The 16,045-nt window shown below is 63.4% G+C and carries 14 protein-coding genes and 1 pseudogene; 12 read left to right on the forward strand and 3 right to left on the reverse strand.

Annotated features, from left to right (window positions below; translation table 11 throughout):
* Positions 1-10 precede the first annotated feature (10 nt).
* Genes ACVMIM_RS09030 through ACVMIM_RS09050 form a run of 5 tightly spaced genes read left to right on the forward strand, consistent with a single transcriptional unit; the run spans position 11 to position 4,673 of the window.
* Positions 11-970: a substrate-binding domain-containing protein gene (locus ACVMIM_RS09030; RefSeq protein ID WP_476111658.1), complete on the forward strand. Its 960-nt coding sequence runs from the start codon at positions 11-13 to the stop codon at positions 968-970.
* A complete protein-coding gene (locus tag ACVMIM_RS09035) occupies positions 967-1,779 on the forward strand; it encodes an ATP-binding cassette domain-containing protein (RefSeq protein WP_476111659.1) in 813 nt (270 codons plus the stop codon). Before ACVMIM_RS09030 ends, ACVMIM_RS09035 begins: the two co-directional genes overlap by 4 nt.
* The gene (locus ACVMIM_RS09040; protein ID WP_476111660.1) at positions 1,776-2,789 is read left to right on the forward strand and encodes an ABC transporter permease; all 1,014 of its coding nucleotides are present in this window, start codon (positions 1,776-1,778) and stop codon (positions 2,787-2,789) included. The genes ACVMIM_RS09035 and ACVMIM_RS09040 overlap by 4 nt, the downstream gene beginning before the upstream one ends.
* Positions 2,786-3,856 (forward strand): phosphotriesterase family protein, encoded by a 1,071-nt coding sequence (locus ACVMIM_RS09045; protein ID WP_476111661.1) that lies wholly within the window; start codon positions 2,786-2,788, stop codon positions 3,854-3,856. Before ACVMIM_RS09040 ends, ACVMIM_RS09045 begins: the two co-directional genes overlap by 4 nt.
* A 43-nt stretch (positions 3,857-3,899) precedes the next feature.
* The gene (locus tag ACVMIM_RS09050) at positions 3,900-4,673 is read left to right on the forward strand and encodes a glutamine amidotransferase (protein WP_476111662.1); all 774 of its coding nucleotides are present in this window, start codon (positions 3,900-3,902) and stop codon (positions 4,671-4,673) included.
* Positions 4,674-4,675: 2 nt separating this feature from the next.
* Here the strand turns inward: ACVMIM_RS09050 and ACVMIM_RS09055 are convergent, their stop codons facing one another.
* Positions 4,676-5,575, reverse strand: coding sequence for a ribokinase (locus ACVMIM_RS09055; RefSeq protein WP_476111663.1), 900 nt, complete (start codon positions 5,573-5,575; stop codon positions 4,676-4,678).
* A gap of 25 nt (positions 5,576-5,600) precedes the next feature.
* Between ACVMIM_RS09055 and ACVMIM_RS09060 the strand changes: the two genes are divergently transcribed.
* Positions 5,601-6,443, forward strand: a complete 843-nt coding sequence (locus ACVMIM_RS09060) for a BtpA/SgcQ family protein (protein WP_476111664.1) — start codon at positions 5,601-5,603, stop codon at positions 6,441-6,443.
* Positions 6,444-6,449: 6 nt separating this feature from the next.
* The gene (locus ACVMIM_RS09065) at positions 6,450-7,103 is read left to right on the forward strand and encodes a TenA family protein (RefSeq protein WP_476117154.1); all 654 of its coding nucleotides are present in this window, start codon (positions 6,450-6,452) and stop codon (positions 7,101-7,103) included.
* Positions 7,104-7,233: 130 nt separating this feature from the next.
* Here the strand turns inward: ACVMIM_RS09065 and ACVMIM_RS09070 are convergent.
* Positions 7,234-8,490, reverse strand: a pseudogene (locus ACVMIM_RS09070) (DUF2130 domain-containing protein).
* Between the two features lie 987 nt (positions 8,491-9,477).
* A complete protein-coding gene (locus tag ACVMIM_RS09075) occupies positions 9,478-9,729 on the reverse strand; it encodes an SDR family oxidoreductase (protein ID WP_476111665.1) in 252 nt (83 codons plus the stop codon).
* Positions 9,730-9,803: 74 nt separating this feature from the next.
* On the opposite strand from ACVMIM_RS09075, the gene ACVMIM_RS09080 reads away from it, so the two are divergent.
* The 5 genes from ACVMIM_RS09080 (at position 9,804) to hisD (ending at position 16,033) form a co-directional block, all read left to right on the forward strand.
* Positions 9,804-11,339, forward strand: coding sequence for a sugar ABC transporter ATP-binding protein (locus ACVMIM_RS09080; RefSeq protein ID WP_476111666.1), 1,536 nt, complete (start codon positions 9,804-9,806; stop codon positions 11,337-11,339).
* Positions 11,336-12,328, forward strand: coding sequence for an ABC transporter permease (locus ACVMIM_RS09085; protein ID WP_476111667.1), 993 nt, complete (start codon positions 11,336-11,338; stop codon positions 12,326-12,328). Before ACVMIM_RS09080 ends, ACVMIM_RS09085 begins: the two co-directional genes overlap by 4 nt.
* Before the next feature lie 20 nt (positions 12,329-12,348).
* Positions 12,349-13,353 carry an ABC transporter permease gene (locus ACVMIM_RS09090; protein ID WP_476111668.1) on the forward strand — a complete coding sequence of 335 codons (1,005 nt, stop codon included), beginning with the start codon at positions 12,349-12,351 and terminating at the stop codon, positions 13,351-13,353.
* Positions 13,354-13,457: 104 nt separating this feature from the next.
* A complete protein-coding gene (locus ACVMIM_RS09095; RefSeq protein ID WP_476111669.1) occupies positions 13,458-14,678 on the forward strand; it encodes a sugar ABC transporter substrate-binding protein in 1,221 nt (406 codons plus the stop codon).
* A 65-nt stretch (positions 14,679-14,743) separates the two neighbouring features.
* On the forward strand, positions 14,744-16,033 hold the full coding sequence (gene hisD / locus ACVMIM_RS09100; RefSeq protein WP_476111670.1) for a histidinol dehydrogenase: 1,290 nt from the start codon (positions 14,744-14,746) through the stop codon (positions 16,031-16,033).
* Positions 16,034-16,045: the final 12 nt, after the last annotated feature.

Consider the following 16,045-nt stretch of genomic DNA (forward strand, 5'->3'; position numbering starts at 1 on the left):
AGAATCGAATATGAGCTTGACTACTACTCGCAGAACCTTCGCCGCAGCCATCGGCTTGACGGCACTCGGCCTCTTGGCCGGCGCGGTTTCGCCTGCCGTCGCGCAAGACCAGAAGACCTACGCTCTGGTCCAGATCAACCAGCAGGCCCTGTTCTTCAACCAGATCAACCAAGGTGCCCAGAAGGCTGCGGACGCCGTCGGCGCAAAGCTTGTCATCTTCAACGCCAACAACGACGCCGCCGCCCAAAACAGCGCGATCGAAACCTACATCCAGCAGAAGGTGAACGGCCTGATCGTCGTGGCGATCGACGTCAACGGCATCATGGCGGCTGTCAACCAGGCGGCGGACGCCAAAATTCCGGTGGTGGCGATCGACGCCATCCTGCCCAAGGGTCCGCAAAAAGCGCAGATAGGTGTCGACAATGCGAAAGCCGGCGCCGACATGGGGGCGCATTTCCTCGACTATGTTAAGGCCAATATGGGCGGCAAGGCCAAGGTCGGCATTGTTGGCGCCCTAAACTCCTATATCCAGAACGTGCGTCAGAAAGGCTTTGAGGACGCCATAAAGGGCAAGGACGGCATCGAAACGATCGCGGTGGTCGATGGCCAAAACGTGCAAGACACCGCACTTGCCGCTGCTGAAAATCTGATCACCGGCAATCCCGACATGAACGCCATCTACGCCACCGGCGAGCCGGCGCTGCTGGGAGCCATCGCTGCCGTGGAGAGCCAAGGCAAGCAGAACCAGATCAAGATCTTCGGCTGGGATCTGACCGCGCAGGCGATCGCAGGCATCGACAAGGGCTATGTCGCGGCCGTCGTCCAGCAGGATCCTGCCGGGATGGGCGAGGCCGCCGTAAAAGCGCTCGACACCATCACCAAGGGCGGTAGCGTCGACAAGAACGTCGCAGTGCCGGTGACCATCGTCACCAAGGACAATGTCGAGCCATACCGGGCCGTCTTCAAATGACCGATCACCAGGCCACAGTGTATGCCGCCGCCGGGGGGGCTTCCCCCCGGCCTGCCGGCGGGATCGCCGACGGTGCCGCGCCGCGGGTCTCATTGCGCGGCATCGTCAAGACCTTCGGCTCGCACCAGGCGCTCCGGGGTGTCGACCTCGACCTCTATCCGGGCGAGTGTCTTGGTCTGGTCGGCGACAACGCCGCCGGCAAGTCGACGCTGACCAAGATCATATCCGGCACCTACATTCCCGATGGCGGCACCATCACAATAGAAGGTCAGCGGGTGGTGCTCTCTGGCCCCGCAGACGCGCGGGCGCGCAACATCGAGATGGTGTTCCAGGACCTTTCCCTGTGCGATCATATCGACGTGGTGGGCAATCTCTTCCTTGGGCGAGAGCGAACCAAGGGACCATTCCTCGATCACCAGGCCATGCTCGAAGGAGCACGCGGCATGCTGGAGGCGCTTGAGATCCGCATTCCTCGCCTCACCGCCAAGGTGGAAAAGCTATCCGGCGGTCAGCGGCAGGCCATCGCCATCGCCCGCGCCGCGGCCTTCAACCCGAAGGTGCTGATCATGGACGAGCCCACCTCGGCGCTCGCCGTGGCGGAAGTTGAAGCAGTGCTGGCGCTGATCAACCGCGTCAAGGCGCGCGGCGTTTCGGTCATCCTCATCACCCATCGCCTTCAAGACCTGTTTCGGGTCTGCGACCGCATCGCCGTCATGTATGAAGGCGCCAAGGTTGCCGAGCGGCGCATCGGTGAAACGGACCTCGAGGACATCGTCAAGCTCATCGTCGGAGAAGGCGCACATCAATGACCGTCTACACCGAAAGAGCGAAAGGCTCGCCATGGGCCGACGTCCTGGCTGAGAACGCTCAGATCCTCTCCATCGCGATCTTCTTCTTCGCCTGCATCGTCTTCTTTGCCCTCGGCACGAGCACCTTCCTCACCATAGGCAACATTCTCAACATCCTGCGACAGGCTGCCCCCATCTTGATCGTCGCGGTGGCGATGACCTTCGTCATCATCACGGCGGGCATCGACCTATCGGTCGGCTCGCAGGTGGCATTGGTCAATGCGCTTGCTGCCATCCTGGTGGCGGCAGGCCTGCCGTGGCCCGTCGCGGTGTTGGCGATGCTGGTGCTCGGCGTGCTGATGGGGCTTGGGCAAGGGTGGTTCGTGGCCTATCAGGACGTGCCGGCCTTCATCGTCACGCTCGCCGGCCTCTCAATCCTGCGCGGGCTCGCACTTTACCTTACCCAAGGCTACTCGATCCCGATCGAGAACGCTCCGGGCTTCCTCATGCTCGGCCGCGGCCAAATCCTCGGCATCCCCGTTCCCGCGCTCATTGCTGTGGTCGTCGCCATCGTCGGCTATGTCACGATCCGCTCGACCCGTTACGGCCGGCAGGTGGTGGCGGTCGGCTCCAACATGGAAGCGGCGCGTCGCGTCGGCATGCCGGCGCGCTGGGTCATCGCTTCGGTCTATATGATCTCGGGCATCTCCTGTGCCGTCGCTGGCCTGCTTATCGCGGCTCGTCTCGGCTCGGGTTCGTCCAACGCGGCTGTCGGCTTCGAATTGCAGGTGATCGCAGCGGTCGTCCTTGGTGGCACCTCGCTCATGGGCGGGCGCGGCACCATCCTCGGTACCCTGCTTGGTACGCTCACGATCGCGGTGATAGGCAATGGCCTTATCCTGATGCACATTTCGCCCTTTTTCACCCAGATCGTCACTGGCGCCATCATTCTGATCGCCATCTGGCTGAACACCCGCATCTTCACTGCCAAGTTCCGGCTGCCGGGCAAAGCGGGAGGCAAAGCGAAATGACGGCTGCCCCGCTCTCCGAGGCGCATGTGCGCTCGGGCAAGGTGATGACGGTGGCCGGGCCGGTTCCGGCGGCCGACCTTGGCATGACGCTCATGCACGAACATGTGCTCAACGATTGTCTTTGCTGGTGGCACAGGCCGAAAGAGCCCGAACGGCAATATCTGGCCGGCGGTTTCGTATGCATGGAAATCTTGTCGGAGCTGCGCCAGGATCCTTTCGTCAACCGGCACAACATCAGGCTGGATGACGAGCCCCTGGCCGTGGAGGAGCTGAAGCAGTTCGCCGCCGTCGGGGGCCGCACGCTGGTCGAGCCCACCTGCCAGGGCATCGGTCGCGACCCGCTTGCCATGCGCCGGATTTCGGCGGCGAGCGGGCTCAACATCGTCATGGGCGCGGGCTACTATCTTGCATCCTCCCACCCGGCCAGGGTTGCGTCGATGTCAGCCGACGATATCGCTGCCGAGATCGTACGCGAGGCAGTGGACGGTGTTGACGGCACTGGAGTGAAGATCGGGCTGATCGGCGAGATCGGGGTTTCCGCAGACTTCACGAAAAGCGAGGAGAAGTCGCTCCGCGGAGCCGCCCGCGCCCAGCAACAGACGGGACTGCCGCTGATGGTGCATCTGCCTGGCTGGTTCCGTTTCGGCCACCAGGTGCTCGACATCGTTGAGGAGGAGGGCGCGGAGCTGCGCCACACGGTGCTGTGCCACATGAATCCTTCGCATGACGATTTTGCGTACCAATCGTCGTTGGCCGCTCGCGGCGCGTTCATCGAATACGACATGATCGGCATGGACTTCTTCTATGCCGACCAGCAGGTGCAGTGTCCGAGCGACGACGAGGCGGCGCGCGGCATCGTGCGCTTGATCGACGCCGGTTATCTGGATCGCATCCTGATCTCCCACGACGTGTTCCTTAAGATGATGCTCACCCATTACGGCGGCAACGGCTATGCCTACGTGCCGAAGCACTTCCTTCCGCGCCTGAGGCGACATGGCGTGGCAGAAGGCGCGCTCAAGCGGCTTATGCACGACAATCCTCGCTCGGTCTTCGACGCCACGGCCTGATGCTGGAAGGCCCTAATTTCCACTAAAGAAAGCGAAAGACGACATGACAAAGAAGGTTCTCCTGGTCGGCGAAAGCTGGGTAAGTTCAGCCACCCACTACAAGGGCTTCGACCAGTTCGGCTCCGTCACCTTTCACCTCGGCGCCGAGCCGCTGGTGGAGGCGCTTGAAGGCTCAGAATATGAGCTGACTTACATGCCAGCCCACGAAGCGGTGGAGAAGCTGCCCTTCGAAATGGCGGGGCTCGACCGCTATGACACCATCATCCTGTCCGACATCGGGGCGAATTCGCTGCTTCTGCCGCCAGAGGTGTGGCTGCACTCGCGCACCGTTCCGAACCGGCTGAAACTGCTCAAGGCCTGGGTTGAAAAGGGCGGGGGCCTGCTCATGGTCGGCGGCTACTTCTCTTTCCAGGGTATCGACGGCAAGGCCCGCTGGCGCCGCACGCCGGTGGAAGACACACTGCCGGTCACCTGCCTGCCCTATGACGATCGCGTCGAGATACCCGAAGGCACAGTGGCCGAGATCGTTGCCAGGGATCATCCGGTCATGGCTGGGCTGACCGGCCAGGCATGGCCGCCGCTGCTTGGTGTCAACGAGGTTGAACTTCGCTCCAATTCGAACGTCGAGCTGCTCGCGCGCCTGCCGCAGGACCAGGGTGGCTTCCCCCTGCTGGTGGTCGGCAGCTACGGCAAGGGCCGCACGGCGGCCTGGACGTCCGACATCGGCCCGCACTGGCTGTCGCCGGCCTTCTGTGCCTGGGAAGGCTACGGCAGGCTCTGGAAGAACATCCTAGGCTGGCTGACCGCCGAGCGCTGACCTCAAAGGTGCCCCAGGATCGCTCTCATCTCCTCGATGCTCGGAAAGGCGCCCAGCGCGCCTTTCCGCGACACGGTGAGTGCGCTCGCTCGAGCCGCATGGATCAGCGCCAGCTCGTCAAGGCGGGTGCCGCGCAGGAATGCGGAGGCAAGGGCTACGCCCATGAACGTGTCCCCGGCTCCGGTGGTGTCCACGACGTTGACCGACATCGCGGGCACCCGCAGTGGAGCGCCGCCGCCGCTGAGCAAGGCGCCGGCCGCTCCGAGCGTCAGCACCACGTCACCGACCCCGCGCGCATGCAGCACGGCGGCAGCCGCCTCTCCCTGCGCGCCGGTCAGTGCCTTCGCCTCCCCGGCATTGAGGAAGGCGATGTCGACCAGCTGCCACAGGTCCTGAAAGGAAGGTCTGAGCGGCGAGGGATTAAAGGCGGTGACGATGCTGCGCCGACGCGCTTCGCGCAGCAGCGCCTCCGTCGTCGCCTCGCTCAGATTGCCCTGCAAGACCGCCAGGTCACCCGGCCGAGCTTCACGGATGGCAAACAGGGCATCGGCGGGCCGAAGGTTCTCGGCCGCGTCCGTCGTCGTGACGATTGCGTTCTCCCCGTCGGGAGTTGTGAAAATGATGGAGAAGTCGCTGCTCCGGCCCTCCTGTCGCAGGAGCCTGCATTCGACTGGCTCGCCAGCGAGCCGTTCGGCAATGCTCTGGGCGCGGAAGTCCACACCCACAGGCGCTACGAGAGTAGTGCTCAGGCCGCAGCGGGCCATGACCACCGCCTGGTTCGCGCCCTTGCCGCCGATATCGCTGGAGCCGTGGCTGCCGAAGATCGAGGCACCGGCCATTGGCCACTGTTCGACCCGGATGGTCTCGTCGACCGCCACATTGCCTATGACATAAGCATGCATGAACACTCTTCCGAAGGACTTTGAAATGCAGCAAATTTCGGACAACCCCGCCAGCGCCATAAGGGAAATATTCGGGCGCGACAAGGCGCTGATCGGCATGATCCATTGCCCTGCCTTCCCCGGCGCGCCCCGCTATCGCGGCGCCGACATGAACACCATCTACGATGCCTGCATGTGGGATGCCGAAGCCCTTATCGATGGCGGAATGCATGGCCTGATGATCGAAAATCATGGCGATGTGCCCTTCTCCAAGCCCGAGGACATCGGCTACGAGACGGCTGCTTTCATGTCGGTCGTCACCGACCGCATAGCGCGTGCCGTCGGCGTGCCGCTGGGGATCAATGTGCTAGCCAATGCACCGATACCGGCCTTTGCGATCGCCCTGGCCGGGGGGGCGAAGTTCATCCGCGTCAACCAATGGGCGAACGCCTATGTCGCCAATGAGGGCTTCATGGAGGGCCGCGCGGCGGAGGCAATGCGTTATCGTTCGCTTCTCAGGGCGGAGCACATCAAGGTCTTCGCCGACAGCCACGTCAAGCACGGCAGCCACGCCATCGTCGCCGATCGCACCATTGCCGAGTTGACGCGCGACCTCGCCTTTTTTGATGCCGATGTCGTAATCGCAACCGGGCAGCGGACCGGAAACGCCGCGACCATCGAGGAGATCGAGGAGATCGCCGCCGCCACGCAACTGCCGCTGCTGGTCGGCTCGGGTGTGGACAAGATTAACGTCGTGGAGATCCTCAAGCGCACAAGCGGCGTCATCGTCGCCTCATCGCTGAAGGCGGGCGGCGTGTGGTGGAACCCGGTCGACGTCGAGCGCGTGCGTGCCCTCCGCGCCGCTGCCGAGCCGGTCCTGGGAGCCTGAGTGGTGATGGGCGAAACGCTGTCGGAGCGCATTCTGCGCGAAAACGAGATCATCTTCGACGCCATGGTTCGCCACCGCTTCACCAAGGATATCGAAGGCGGCCATCTGCCAAGCGAGGTGTTCGACCGCTATCTGGTCTACGAAGGCGGCTTCGTGGACACGGCCATCTCCATCTTCGCACTTGCCACTGCCAAGGCCAGCACGATCGAGCAGAAGCGCTGGTTGATCGGGGTGCTTGATGATCTGGCCAACCAGCAGATCGCCTATTTCGAACGGACGCTGGCGGCCCGCGCCATCGATCCCAGCACCTTCAATCTGCGCGATGCACGCGTGAAGGCGTTCTGCTCCGGGATGCTGGACATAGCCGAGAAGGGAGTATTCCTCGACGCCATCGTTGCGATGTTTGCGGCGGAATGGATGTACTGGACCTGGGCGAAGCGTGTCGCGGCCGCGGCCATCGCCGATCCTCTGCTCAAGGAGTGGGTGGCCATGCATGCCGGCGATACTTTCGCCAAGCAGGCTGGATGGCTGAAGCACCAGATTGACCAGGCAGGGGCCAGCCTCGTCGACGTAGAGCAGGCCCGGCTCAGCGCCATCTTCGGCCGCGTGCAGGCGCTGGAGATTGCCTTCCATGATGCCGCCTATGGAAGCGGTTCATAAGCGGCCTCGTGTAGACGTCGAGCGTCGGCCAAATGCTGTCGCCGGGACCGGCGCGACGCCCACGGGAGATGCCTACTGCCGGGCGCCTGGCTGGGGTGATGCCATTATCAACGTGAGCGCGGCAATGGTTTCAGCCCGGGAGGGGGCCTGCAACACTTAGTACTTCGAGGCTTTCAATCTCTTGCATCACCTTTCCAGCGATCCCTTGCAAGTCGCCATACATGCCGACTGTCGACTCGATCACCCCTTGGATTTGCGCTTCCCGTTTGGCCCACAGTCGGACGGTGGCTTTGCGCTCACGGGCAAGGTCGTCCTGCATATCGGAGAACTTCTCGACAATGGCCTCGATACGCTGCCTGAAACGCGGCCCGGTCAAATATTCATAGACCAGCTCCTTTTTTGAGGCTTGGCCGACCTGCACGAGCCGGGATTTACTCAACTCAATCAGCGACTGCCGTAGCATAACTGCGATCGGAATCGCGCACTTGGGATGAGCGACGTACACGCCCTCGACCAAGTCGAATGTCTCGACGCGGCGGGCAGAACCTCGGAAATCAGCAAAGCGATGTCTGCCTTCGCGGCTCGCTGATCAGTTCTCAACTTGGCCAGCCAACTCTGACTCCAATTCTTGGTGCGCTTTGACTCCCAAAGTATGGATCCGCATGGCTGACCGGCCGGACCCACGACCCGCTGGAGGAGGTCACCGCCGAACTCGCCTTTCGCCACCGGTTCGATCACATCAACCGGGAAACGACTGCTGATCAGTCCTTCCAGTTCCAGCTCCAGGGCTTCACCTTGCAATTGCTGGGAGCCCTGTTCAGCGCGGCGCTTTAGGTCCTCAATCTGGCGCTGCATGCCGGCGATCTGTTCCTCCTTCTCGACGATCTTCATTTTGAGACCGTCTCCGGCTTCAGATTTCGCCTTTGCACGAACAGCGTCTAATCCTTCCCGAACCTTCCGCTCGACCGTGAGAGCCAATTCCCGCCGCTCGTCCTCCAGCGCGCGCTGCTTCGTGAGACAACTCTGCCTGCTGCTTTTGCGCCTGCTCAAGCTTGGCATTGCGAGCCTTCAGAATCTCCTCCAGCTCGGCCACCTTGCGGTTGCGCTCGTCCAAGTCGGTGGAGAGCAAAAGCTTGGCCTTGTGATCCTCGTCGGCCGCGATGTGACCGCGCTCGATCCTGACTTTTTCGGCAACGAGGCGTTCGACGTCTTCTTTGGCAGCTTCAATTTCTTGGCGCTGACGCTCAAGTTCTTCCTCTCTGACGGCGATGGCTGCATTCGTCTGAGCGATGCGTTCTTCATGCTCCTCGCGCGTGGCGGCGATCAGCGGCGCCGCCAGAGATTCGTTGAGCTTGATGTCAGTCTTGCAACTAGGGCAGGTGATCATCGGCTCGTTGAAAAGCTTATCGCCGTGCAGAGTCTTGCTGACCGATTGATCGTCATTGGACGTCGCCTCGAAAGAATCGGTTTCCCATAGGCGATAGTATAGTGGATATGGCGCGGCCCGAACAGAACAAACTAAGAACACCGCTGACCATGTCGCTTGTCAAAACATGGCCGATTTCCGCTGGCGGCCCGCTGCGAGATCAAAGAGATGTGATCATTGCCAAGAGGAATTTCTTGACTTGCTATCGAGCGGGGCCGCGGTGAACGAGCGTGGGTTCGGGTAAGGCTTGGCGCCTAGCGCCGCGCGCGTGCGATACTGGTTGTCAGACCGATGCGCTTCTGTGGCCACTTCTCCGATCTCTTCAGTTGCACCGTATTCACAGATGCGGTGACCTATACGCGCTCCCAATGGTTCGAGACGATGAGAATACATTGAGAGGAACGACGATCACCGAACGGGCGGGGGCTTGGGGATGTCGGCGATCGTCGGAGCGCAGGGGGCCATGGAGGCAGCAAACTGCGTTGCGATAGGCCCTGGCTCAGTATGTTGTTGATTCGGCTCGGAAGTACACAAAAACTTCGAAGGGCGCGTCACTCGGCCGTTCTGCGAAGCGCAATCATCAAACGGGTTAATTCGGCCAGGCGCGCGGTGCCGGCGAGAAAGTCAAAGCTGCGTCGGGGTCTCAGCCGGTTTGCAGCGCTGCTCGTTCCATCTTGCTCAGGGAGGTGCTGAGGAAGCGCTTTCGACTTGTTCCGGACGAATCCGGGTTGGATCGCGTGGTGGACATGCTCGCGTCGTGATCATAGCGGCCTTCGAGCCCCGCCGAGCAGAACGCCTGGGGAAGCTGCCCCGAGTCCCGGCCTGGCGCCTACGTCCTTGGGCCGTCACAGCGACAGCCTTGAGCAATGCATGGCAAAGATTCCGCCGCGAGCCCCCTCTGAGCGATCATTGATTGGGGCAGTGGTGAAGATCAGGCGGGACATCTACTCACCGGCAGGTGTGTCCGCCATCGATGGGTAGATGGATCCCGGTGATCATCGACGCCGCGTCGCTGAGGAGGAACACGATCGGGGCGGCGACCTCATCCTCGGTTGCCCAGCGTCCGAGCGGCATCTGCTTCAGGAAAGAGCTTGAAGTTCCCGGAGGGATCTTTTTGGACGCCGGGGGATGGACGGCTACGCGCTGGGGCACTGCCTTGCCCCACGTTCTGTTCCGGCGAATCAGGTCGACGAGGAGCATTCCATTGTGAAACGGTGAGAACGTTCTCAGAGAACGTTCTCACCTGCAGCTGCGACCTTACCTTGGGAGGAGGTATGAGCACCGACGAGACCCGGCTAGCCGTCCGCATCGCCAAGATCGCGAAGTCCTACGGGCCGACCGTGGCGCTCGATTCCGTTTCCATCGATCTGCGCCCGGGCGAGGTCCATGGGCTGCTGGGCGAGAACGGCGCCGGCAAGTCGACGCTGGTGAAGATCCTCAGCGGCGTGGTGAAGCCGGACAGCGGATCAATGTCGATCTTAGGCTCGCCCTACACGCCGCACGGCATCGTCGATGCGCGCACGCAAGGCGTGGCGACGGCTTTCCAGGAGCTCAGCCTGCTGCCCAATCTCAGCATCGCCGAAAATCTGATGCTGCCGAAAATGCCAAGGGGCATGCTCGGCCTCGCGTCGCATCGCTCGGCCATGGCCTCCGCCGGCAGGATCCTCAGGGATTATGGTCTCGCGCATTTCGATCCCGACACGCCGGTGGGCGTGCTCTCGCTGTCGGACCGTCAGCGGCTCGAAATCGTCCGCGCCTTCACCCATGCCGCGAAATTGCTGATCCTCGACGAGCCGACGGCGGCGCTGGCCGACGTCGAATGGCTGTTCGAGCTCGTGCGCCGTCAAAAAACCCTGCAGACCGCCATCCTCTACATTTCCCATCGCCTCGGCGAAGTGCGCACCTTGTGCTCGCGCGCCACCATCCTGCGCAACGGCCGCAGCATCGGCACCGTCGAGCTTTCGGGCGCCTCGGACGAGAACATCTTCGAAATGATGGTCGGCCGCAGCGCGCGTGAGACGATCAATGCGCTGCCCAAAACCGGTGAGGCCGCGCCCGTCGCGCTCGGCGTCAAGGGCCTCTCGGGCGGCATCCTGAGCGACGTGTCGTTCGATGTCAGGCAGGGCGAGATCGTCGGCATCGCCGCGCTCGAAGGGCAGGGCCAGCGCGATTTGTTCAGGACGCTGATCGGACTTGCCAAGGCCAGGGGCGGAAGCGTCGAGATCGACGGCGTGCGCGCCCAGATCTCCAGCCCGGGAGCCGCGCTCCATTTCGGCAACGGCCTCGCCTACCTGCCCGAGGACCGCAAGTCGGAAGGCATCCTCGCCGGCCTCACCACGGCCAGCAACATGGTGCTGCCGATCATCTCCCGCATGGCGCGCGGCGGCATCGTCTGGCCGGCCGGCGAGCGTCGCGCCGCACGCGAAACGGCGGCCGTGGTCGACCTGCAGGAACGCTATCTGCATTTCAAGATCGACGAGTTGTCCGGCGGCAACCAGCAGAAGGCGCTGCTGGCGCGCGTCATCATGACCGGCGCGCGCACGCTGCTGCTCTTCGATCCGACGCGCGGCGTCGACGTCGGAACCAAGCAGTCGATCTACGAGGCGATCCGCAAATTCGCCGCCGATGGCGGCTCCGTGCTCTTCTATTCGTCGGAATTGCCGGAACTCGTCCACCTCGCGCATCGCTGCATCGTGCTCTATGGCGGCCGTATCTTCGCCGAGTACCAGGGCGACGCCATCGACGAGCAGACGATCCTTGGCGCGCTGATCGGCCACGCGCGCGGCGCGAAGACGGGAGTGGCGGCATGAGCGCGATCGCTGCAAATCCGGCACCCCGCCGTTCGCCCTTCTGGCGCGCTGTCATCAGCGGCACCGGCATCGTCGCGCTGATCTATGTGCTGCTCTACGCGCTCTATGCGTTCTGGCAGCCCGATGCGCTCTCGGTCTACACATTCACCGACCTCGTCAACAATTCGACGCCGCTGGCGCTGGCTGCGGCGGGCGAGACGCTGGTCGTCATCAGCCGCGGCTTCGACCTGTCCGTCGCGGGCGTCGTCTCGCTGACCAACGTGCTGATGGCCGTCTATCCGCTCGACGGCCCGGGCGGAGCGCTGGTCAGCCTCTTGATGTGCTGCGCCATCGGCGCCGTCGTCGGCATGATCAACGGCATTCTGGTCGCCAGGCTCGGGCTACAGACCATCGCGGCGACGCTGGGCACCATGATCGTCTGCCAGGGGCTGGCGCTGGTCATTCTCGACGCGCCCGGCGGCATGGTCGCCGACTTCGTCACCTATACCCTGACCGACACGCTCTTCGGCGTCGTCCCGATCGCCGGCCTGTTCCTGGTCGCCGCCATCGCGCTGTGGCTGGCCTTCCGGCGGACCAACACCGGCATCGGCCTTTATGCGATCGGCGCCGACGAGCAGTCGGCCCGTTTCTCCGGCGTCGCCGTCTCGGGCGTTCGCATCACCGCCTTCGTCGGCGCCGGCATCCTCTATGGCGTCGCCGGCTTCATGCTGAGCGCCCAGACCGCCACCGGCAATCCGACCGCGGGCACGCCGTTCCTGATGCTCACCTTTGCCGCCGTGGCGCTCGGCGGCACGCCGCTCAGCGGCGGCCGCGGCAGCCTCGTCGGCTCGATCCTCGGCGCCGGCACGCTCATGCTTCTGCAGAAGGTGCTGTTCTCGGGCGGCGTGTCGTCTTTTTACACCGGCATCTTCCAGGGCTTCGTGCTGGTGCTCGCGATCGTCTTCGGCAACACCGTGGCGCGCCTGCTCAGGAAGGACGACGCCCGGTGAACGCGCACAAGGACATAGCAATGCCATCCGAGGCCTCTTCCGACCAGCGCGGCAGGCAGAAGCTCGACCGGGAAACGGTGAACACGCTCGTCGTGTTCGGCTTGAGCATCGTGCTCATTGTCTGCTCGCGCTTCATCAGCCCGGCGCTCGGCTCCTGGAGCCAGGTGCTCACGGTGCTGATCCTCGCCTCGTTCCTGATCATCCTGTCCTTCGGGCAGGGCCTCGTCATCCTGATCGGCGGACTGGACCTCTCCATCCCGGCCCTCATCACGCTTGGCTGCGTGCTGACCACGACCTGGGTCGGCACGGGCGATGCCGGCGTCTGGTACATGTTGCCGGCAATCCTCGCCATCTGCGCCCTGGTCGGCGCGGTCAGCGGCATCGGCATCGTCTGGTTGAAAGTGCCGCCCTTCATCATGACGATGGCGACCTCGATCGTCGTCGCCTCGGTGGCGCTCGGCTATACCAGCGGCACGCCGCGCGGCGGTTCGCCATCGGCCCTCCTGTGGCTGATGAAGGCATGGTTCCTCGGCGTGCCGGTGGTCATCTACTTTACCCTCGCTTTCATCCTGTTCGGCTGGCTCCTGCAGAACTTCACCGCGCTCGGACGTCGGCTTCGCGCGCTCGGCACCAACAGGAACGCAGCACTTATCGCCGGCGTCGGCGTCAACCGGCTCGAACTCGTGCCCTATGCGGTCAGCGCCGCCTGCGCCGGCTTCGTCGGCATGATGCTGGTCGGTTATTCGAACGGCGCGACGCTCAGGATGGGCGACAGCTACATGCTGCCCTCGATCGCCGCGGTCGTGATCGGCGGCTCCTCGATCCTCGGCGGCAGCGGAACCTTCATCGGTACGGTCGGCGGCGCAATCCTTTTGACCACGCTGGGCACCATGATCTCCGCCATCGGGCTGAGTGAAGGATGGCGCACCATCATCGAGGGTGGAATCATCGTGGGAGCGCTGCTGGTGCTGCGCGGCGAGTTCCTGACCCACATCGGAAACCGGATGCTGACGCGAGGAAAATGACCATGCGCCCGCATGCCAATGATTTTTGTCCAATTGTGAGAACGTTCTCACAAGCTCTGGTCCGGCACCTGAAAGGGCCAAATTCCAAAGGGAGGTTGATGGAAATGAAGCTGTTGAAAAGACTGGGACTGGCCGCGTCGCTGACGCTTGCCACGACCGCGGGCGTAGCGACGGTCGTCGATCATGCCGAAGCGCAGGACAAGAAGCTCAAAGTCTACCTGTCGCTGAGCTACAGCGGCAACTCGTGGCAGTCGGAGGCCGCGAACATCGTCAAGGCGCTGGCGCAGACGCCGCCCTACGACAAGACGGTGGAACTGAAGGAGGTGATCTCGGGCACGGATCCGCAGGCGCAGATCTCCGCCTATGAAAGCATGATCCAGGATGGCGCCGACGGCATCATCAGCTTCCCGATCTCGTCGACGGCATTGAACCGCACCATCCATCGCGGCTGCCAGAAAGGCGTGCTCTTCTTCATGTATGACGCGACGGTCACCGAGCCCTGCGCCTACAATGTCAGCTACATCACCGCTGGCTTCGGCGAGAACACCGCCCAGGCGCTGGTCAACATCCTCGGCGGCAAGGGCAATATCTTCCTCAGCCGCGGCGTTCCGGGCAACTCGGTGGACAAGCGCCACACCGACGGCGCCATGCACATCTTCAGCCAGTATCCCGGCATCAAGGTGGTCGCTGAATACTATTCCTACTGGGATGACCGCACCACGCAGCAGGAGACGGCCAAGGCGCTCGCCGCGCATCCGGACGTCGACGGCATCTGGGCCCAGGCCGGAGAATACGGCGCCATCCAGGCGCAGCTCGACAAGGGCAACAAGCTGGTGCCGATGACCGGCGAGAACTCCGATGGCTTCCGCCTCGGCCTGGCCGATCCGAAGATGCAGGGCATGGGCCTCAAGGGCGTCTCGGCCGGCTCGCCGCCCGCCACCTCCGGCTACGCCTTCAAGCTGATGATGGAGATACTGACCAAGAAGCGCGAGCTGAAGCCGATGAACATCGAGTACCCGCTGCCGTGGGTGCCTGCCGATCAGGTCAAGCCTTGCAAGGGCGATACCTTCGCCGACGGCTGCAACGTCTTCCCGACCGACAAGGTGCCGTCTTCCTTCGTCACCGAGGTCTTCAATCCCGAGCTTCTGCCGGAACTGTCGCTGCAGTCGGCGCTGGAAGGCAAGCCGACGCCCGGAGCGACCATCCGGCCGCTGCCGGCGGATGTGAAGCAGGCGCCCGACGCGCCCGGCATCAACTGCTCGTCCTGCAAGGCCCCGGCCGACGAATACAAGCTCACCAAGATCGAGCCGACGGTTAAGCCCTGACGATCAGCAATGCGACAGATGGACGGCATCCTGCCGTCCATCCCACCCAAGACAAGGATGAGAAAATGCCGACCTTTCTGAAGCGGGGCAGGGATCCCGAAGCCGTCGCCCAGGGCGACGCGGTTGTCCGCACGACCGTCGAGACGATCCTCGCCGATATCGAGAAACGGGGCGACGCCGCCGTCCGGGAATTGTCGGAGCGTTTCGACAAGTGGTCGCCGGCAAGCTTCCGGCTGAGCGACAGCGACATAGAAAAGGCCATCGCCAAGGTCTCGCCGAGGGATCTGGAGGACATTCGTTTCGCCCAGGCGCAGGTGCGCAATTTCGCCGAGAAGCAGCGCGCCTGCCTGCAGGATCTCGAGGTGGAAACGCTGCCCGGGGTCGTGCTTGGCCATAAGAACATCCCCGTCGGGACGGTCGGCTGCTACGTGCCGGGCGGCAAATATCCGATGGTCGCCTCCGCGCATATGAGCGTGGTCACCGCAAGGGTCGCCGGCGTGAAGAAGATCATCGCCTGCGCGCCGCCGTTCCAGGGCGGGCCGCATCCGGCCATCGTCGCCGCCATGCATATGGGCGGCGCCGACGAGATCTACGTTCTGGGCGGCATCCAGGCCGTCGGCGCCATGGCGCTCGGAACCGAGACCATCGGCCGCGTCGACATGCTTGTCGGCCCCGGCAACGCCTTCGTCGCCGAGGCCAAGCGCCAGCTCTACGGCCGCATCGGCATCGACCTGTTCGCCGGCCCGACCGAAACGCTGGTGATCGCCGACGACAGCGTCGACGGCGAGATCTGCGCGACCGACCTGCTCAGCCAGGCCGAGCACGGCCCGACGAGCCCGGCGGTGCTTCTGACCAATTCGGAAAAGCTCGCTCGCGACACCATGGCGGAGGTCGAGCGCCAGCTGAAGACCCTGCCGACGGCCGAGATAGCCGCCAAGGCCTGGGCCGACTATGGCGAGGTGATCGTGTGCGATTCCTACGAGGAGATGGTCACGGAAGCCGACCGGATCGCCTCCGAGCACGTGCAGGTGATGACGCGCGATCCGGACTATTTCCTGAACAACATGCGCAACTACGGCGCGCTGTTCCTGGGGCCGCGCACCAACGTCGCCTATGGCGACAAGGTCATCGGCACCAACCATACGCTGCCGACCAAGAAGGCGGCCCGCTACACCGGCGGTTTGTGGGTTGGCAAGTTCATCAAGACCTGCACCTATCAGCGCGTCTTGACCGACGAAGCGAGCGCCATGATCGGCGAATACTGTTCGCGCCTGTGTGTCCTTGAAGGGTTTTACGGGCATGCCGAGCAGGCCAACATCCGGGTCCGCCGCTACGGAGGTCGCAACGAGGCCTAAGGCCGCGCGCCA

The organism is Mesorhizobium sp. USDA 4413, from assembly GCF_056280365.1.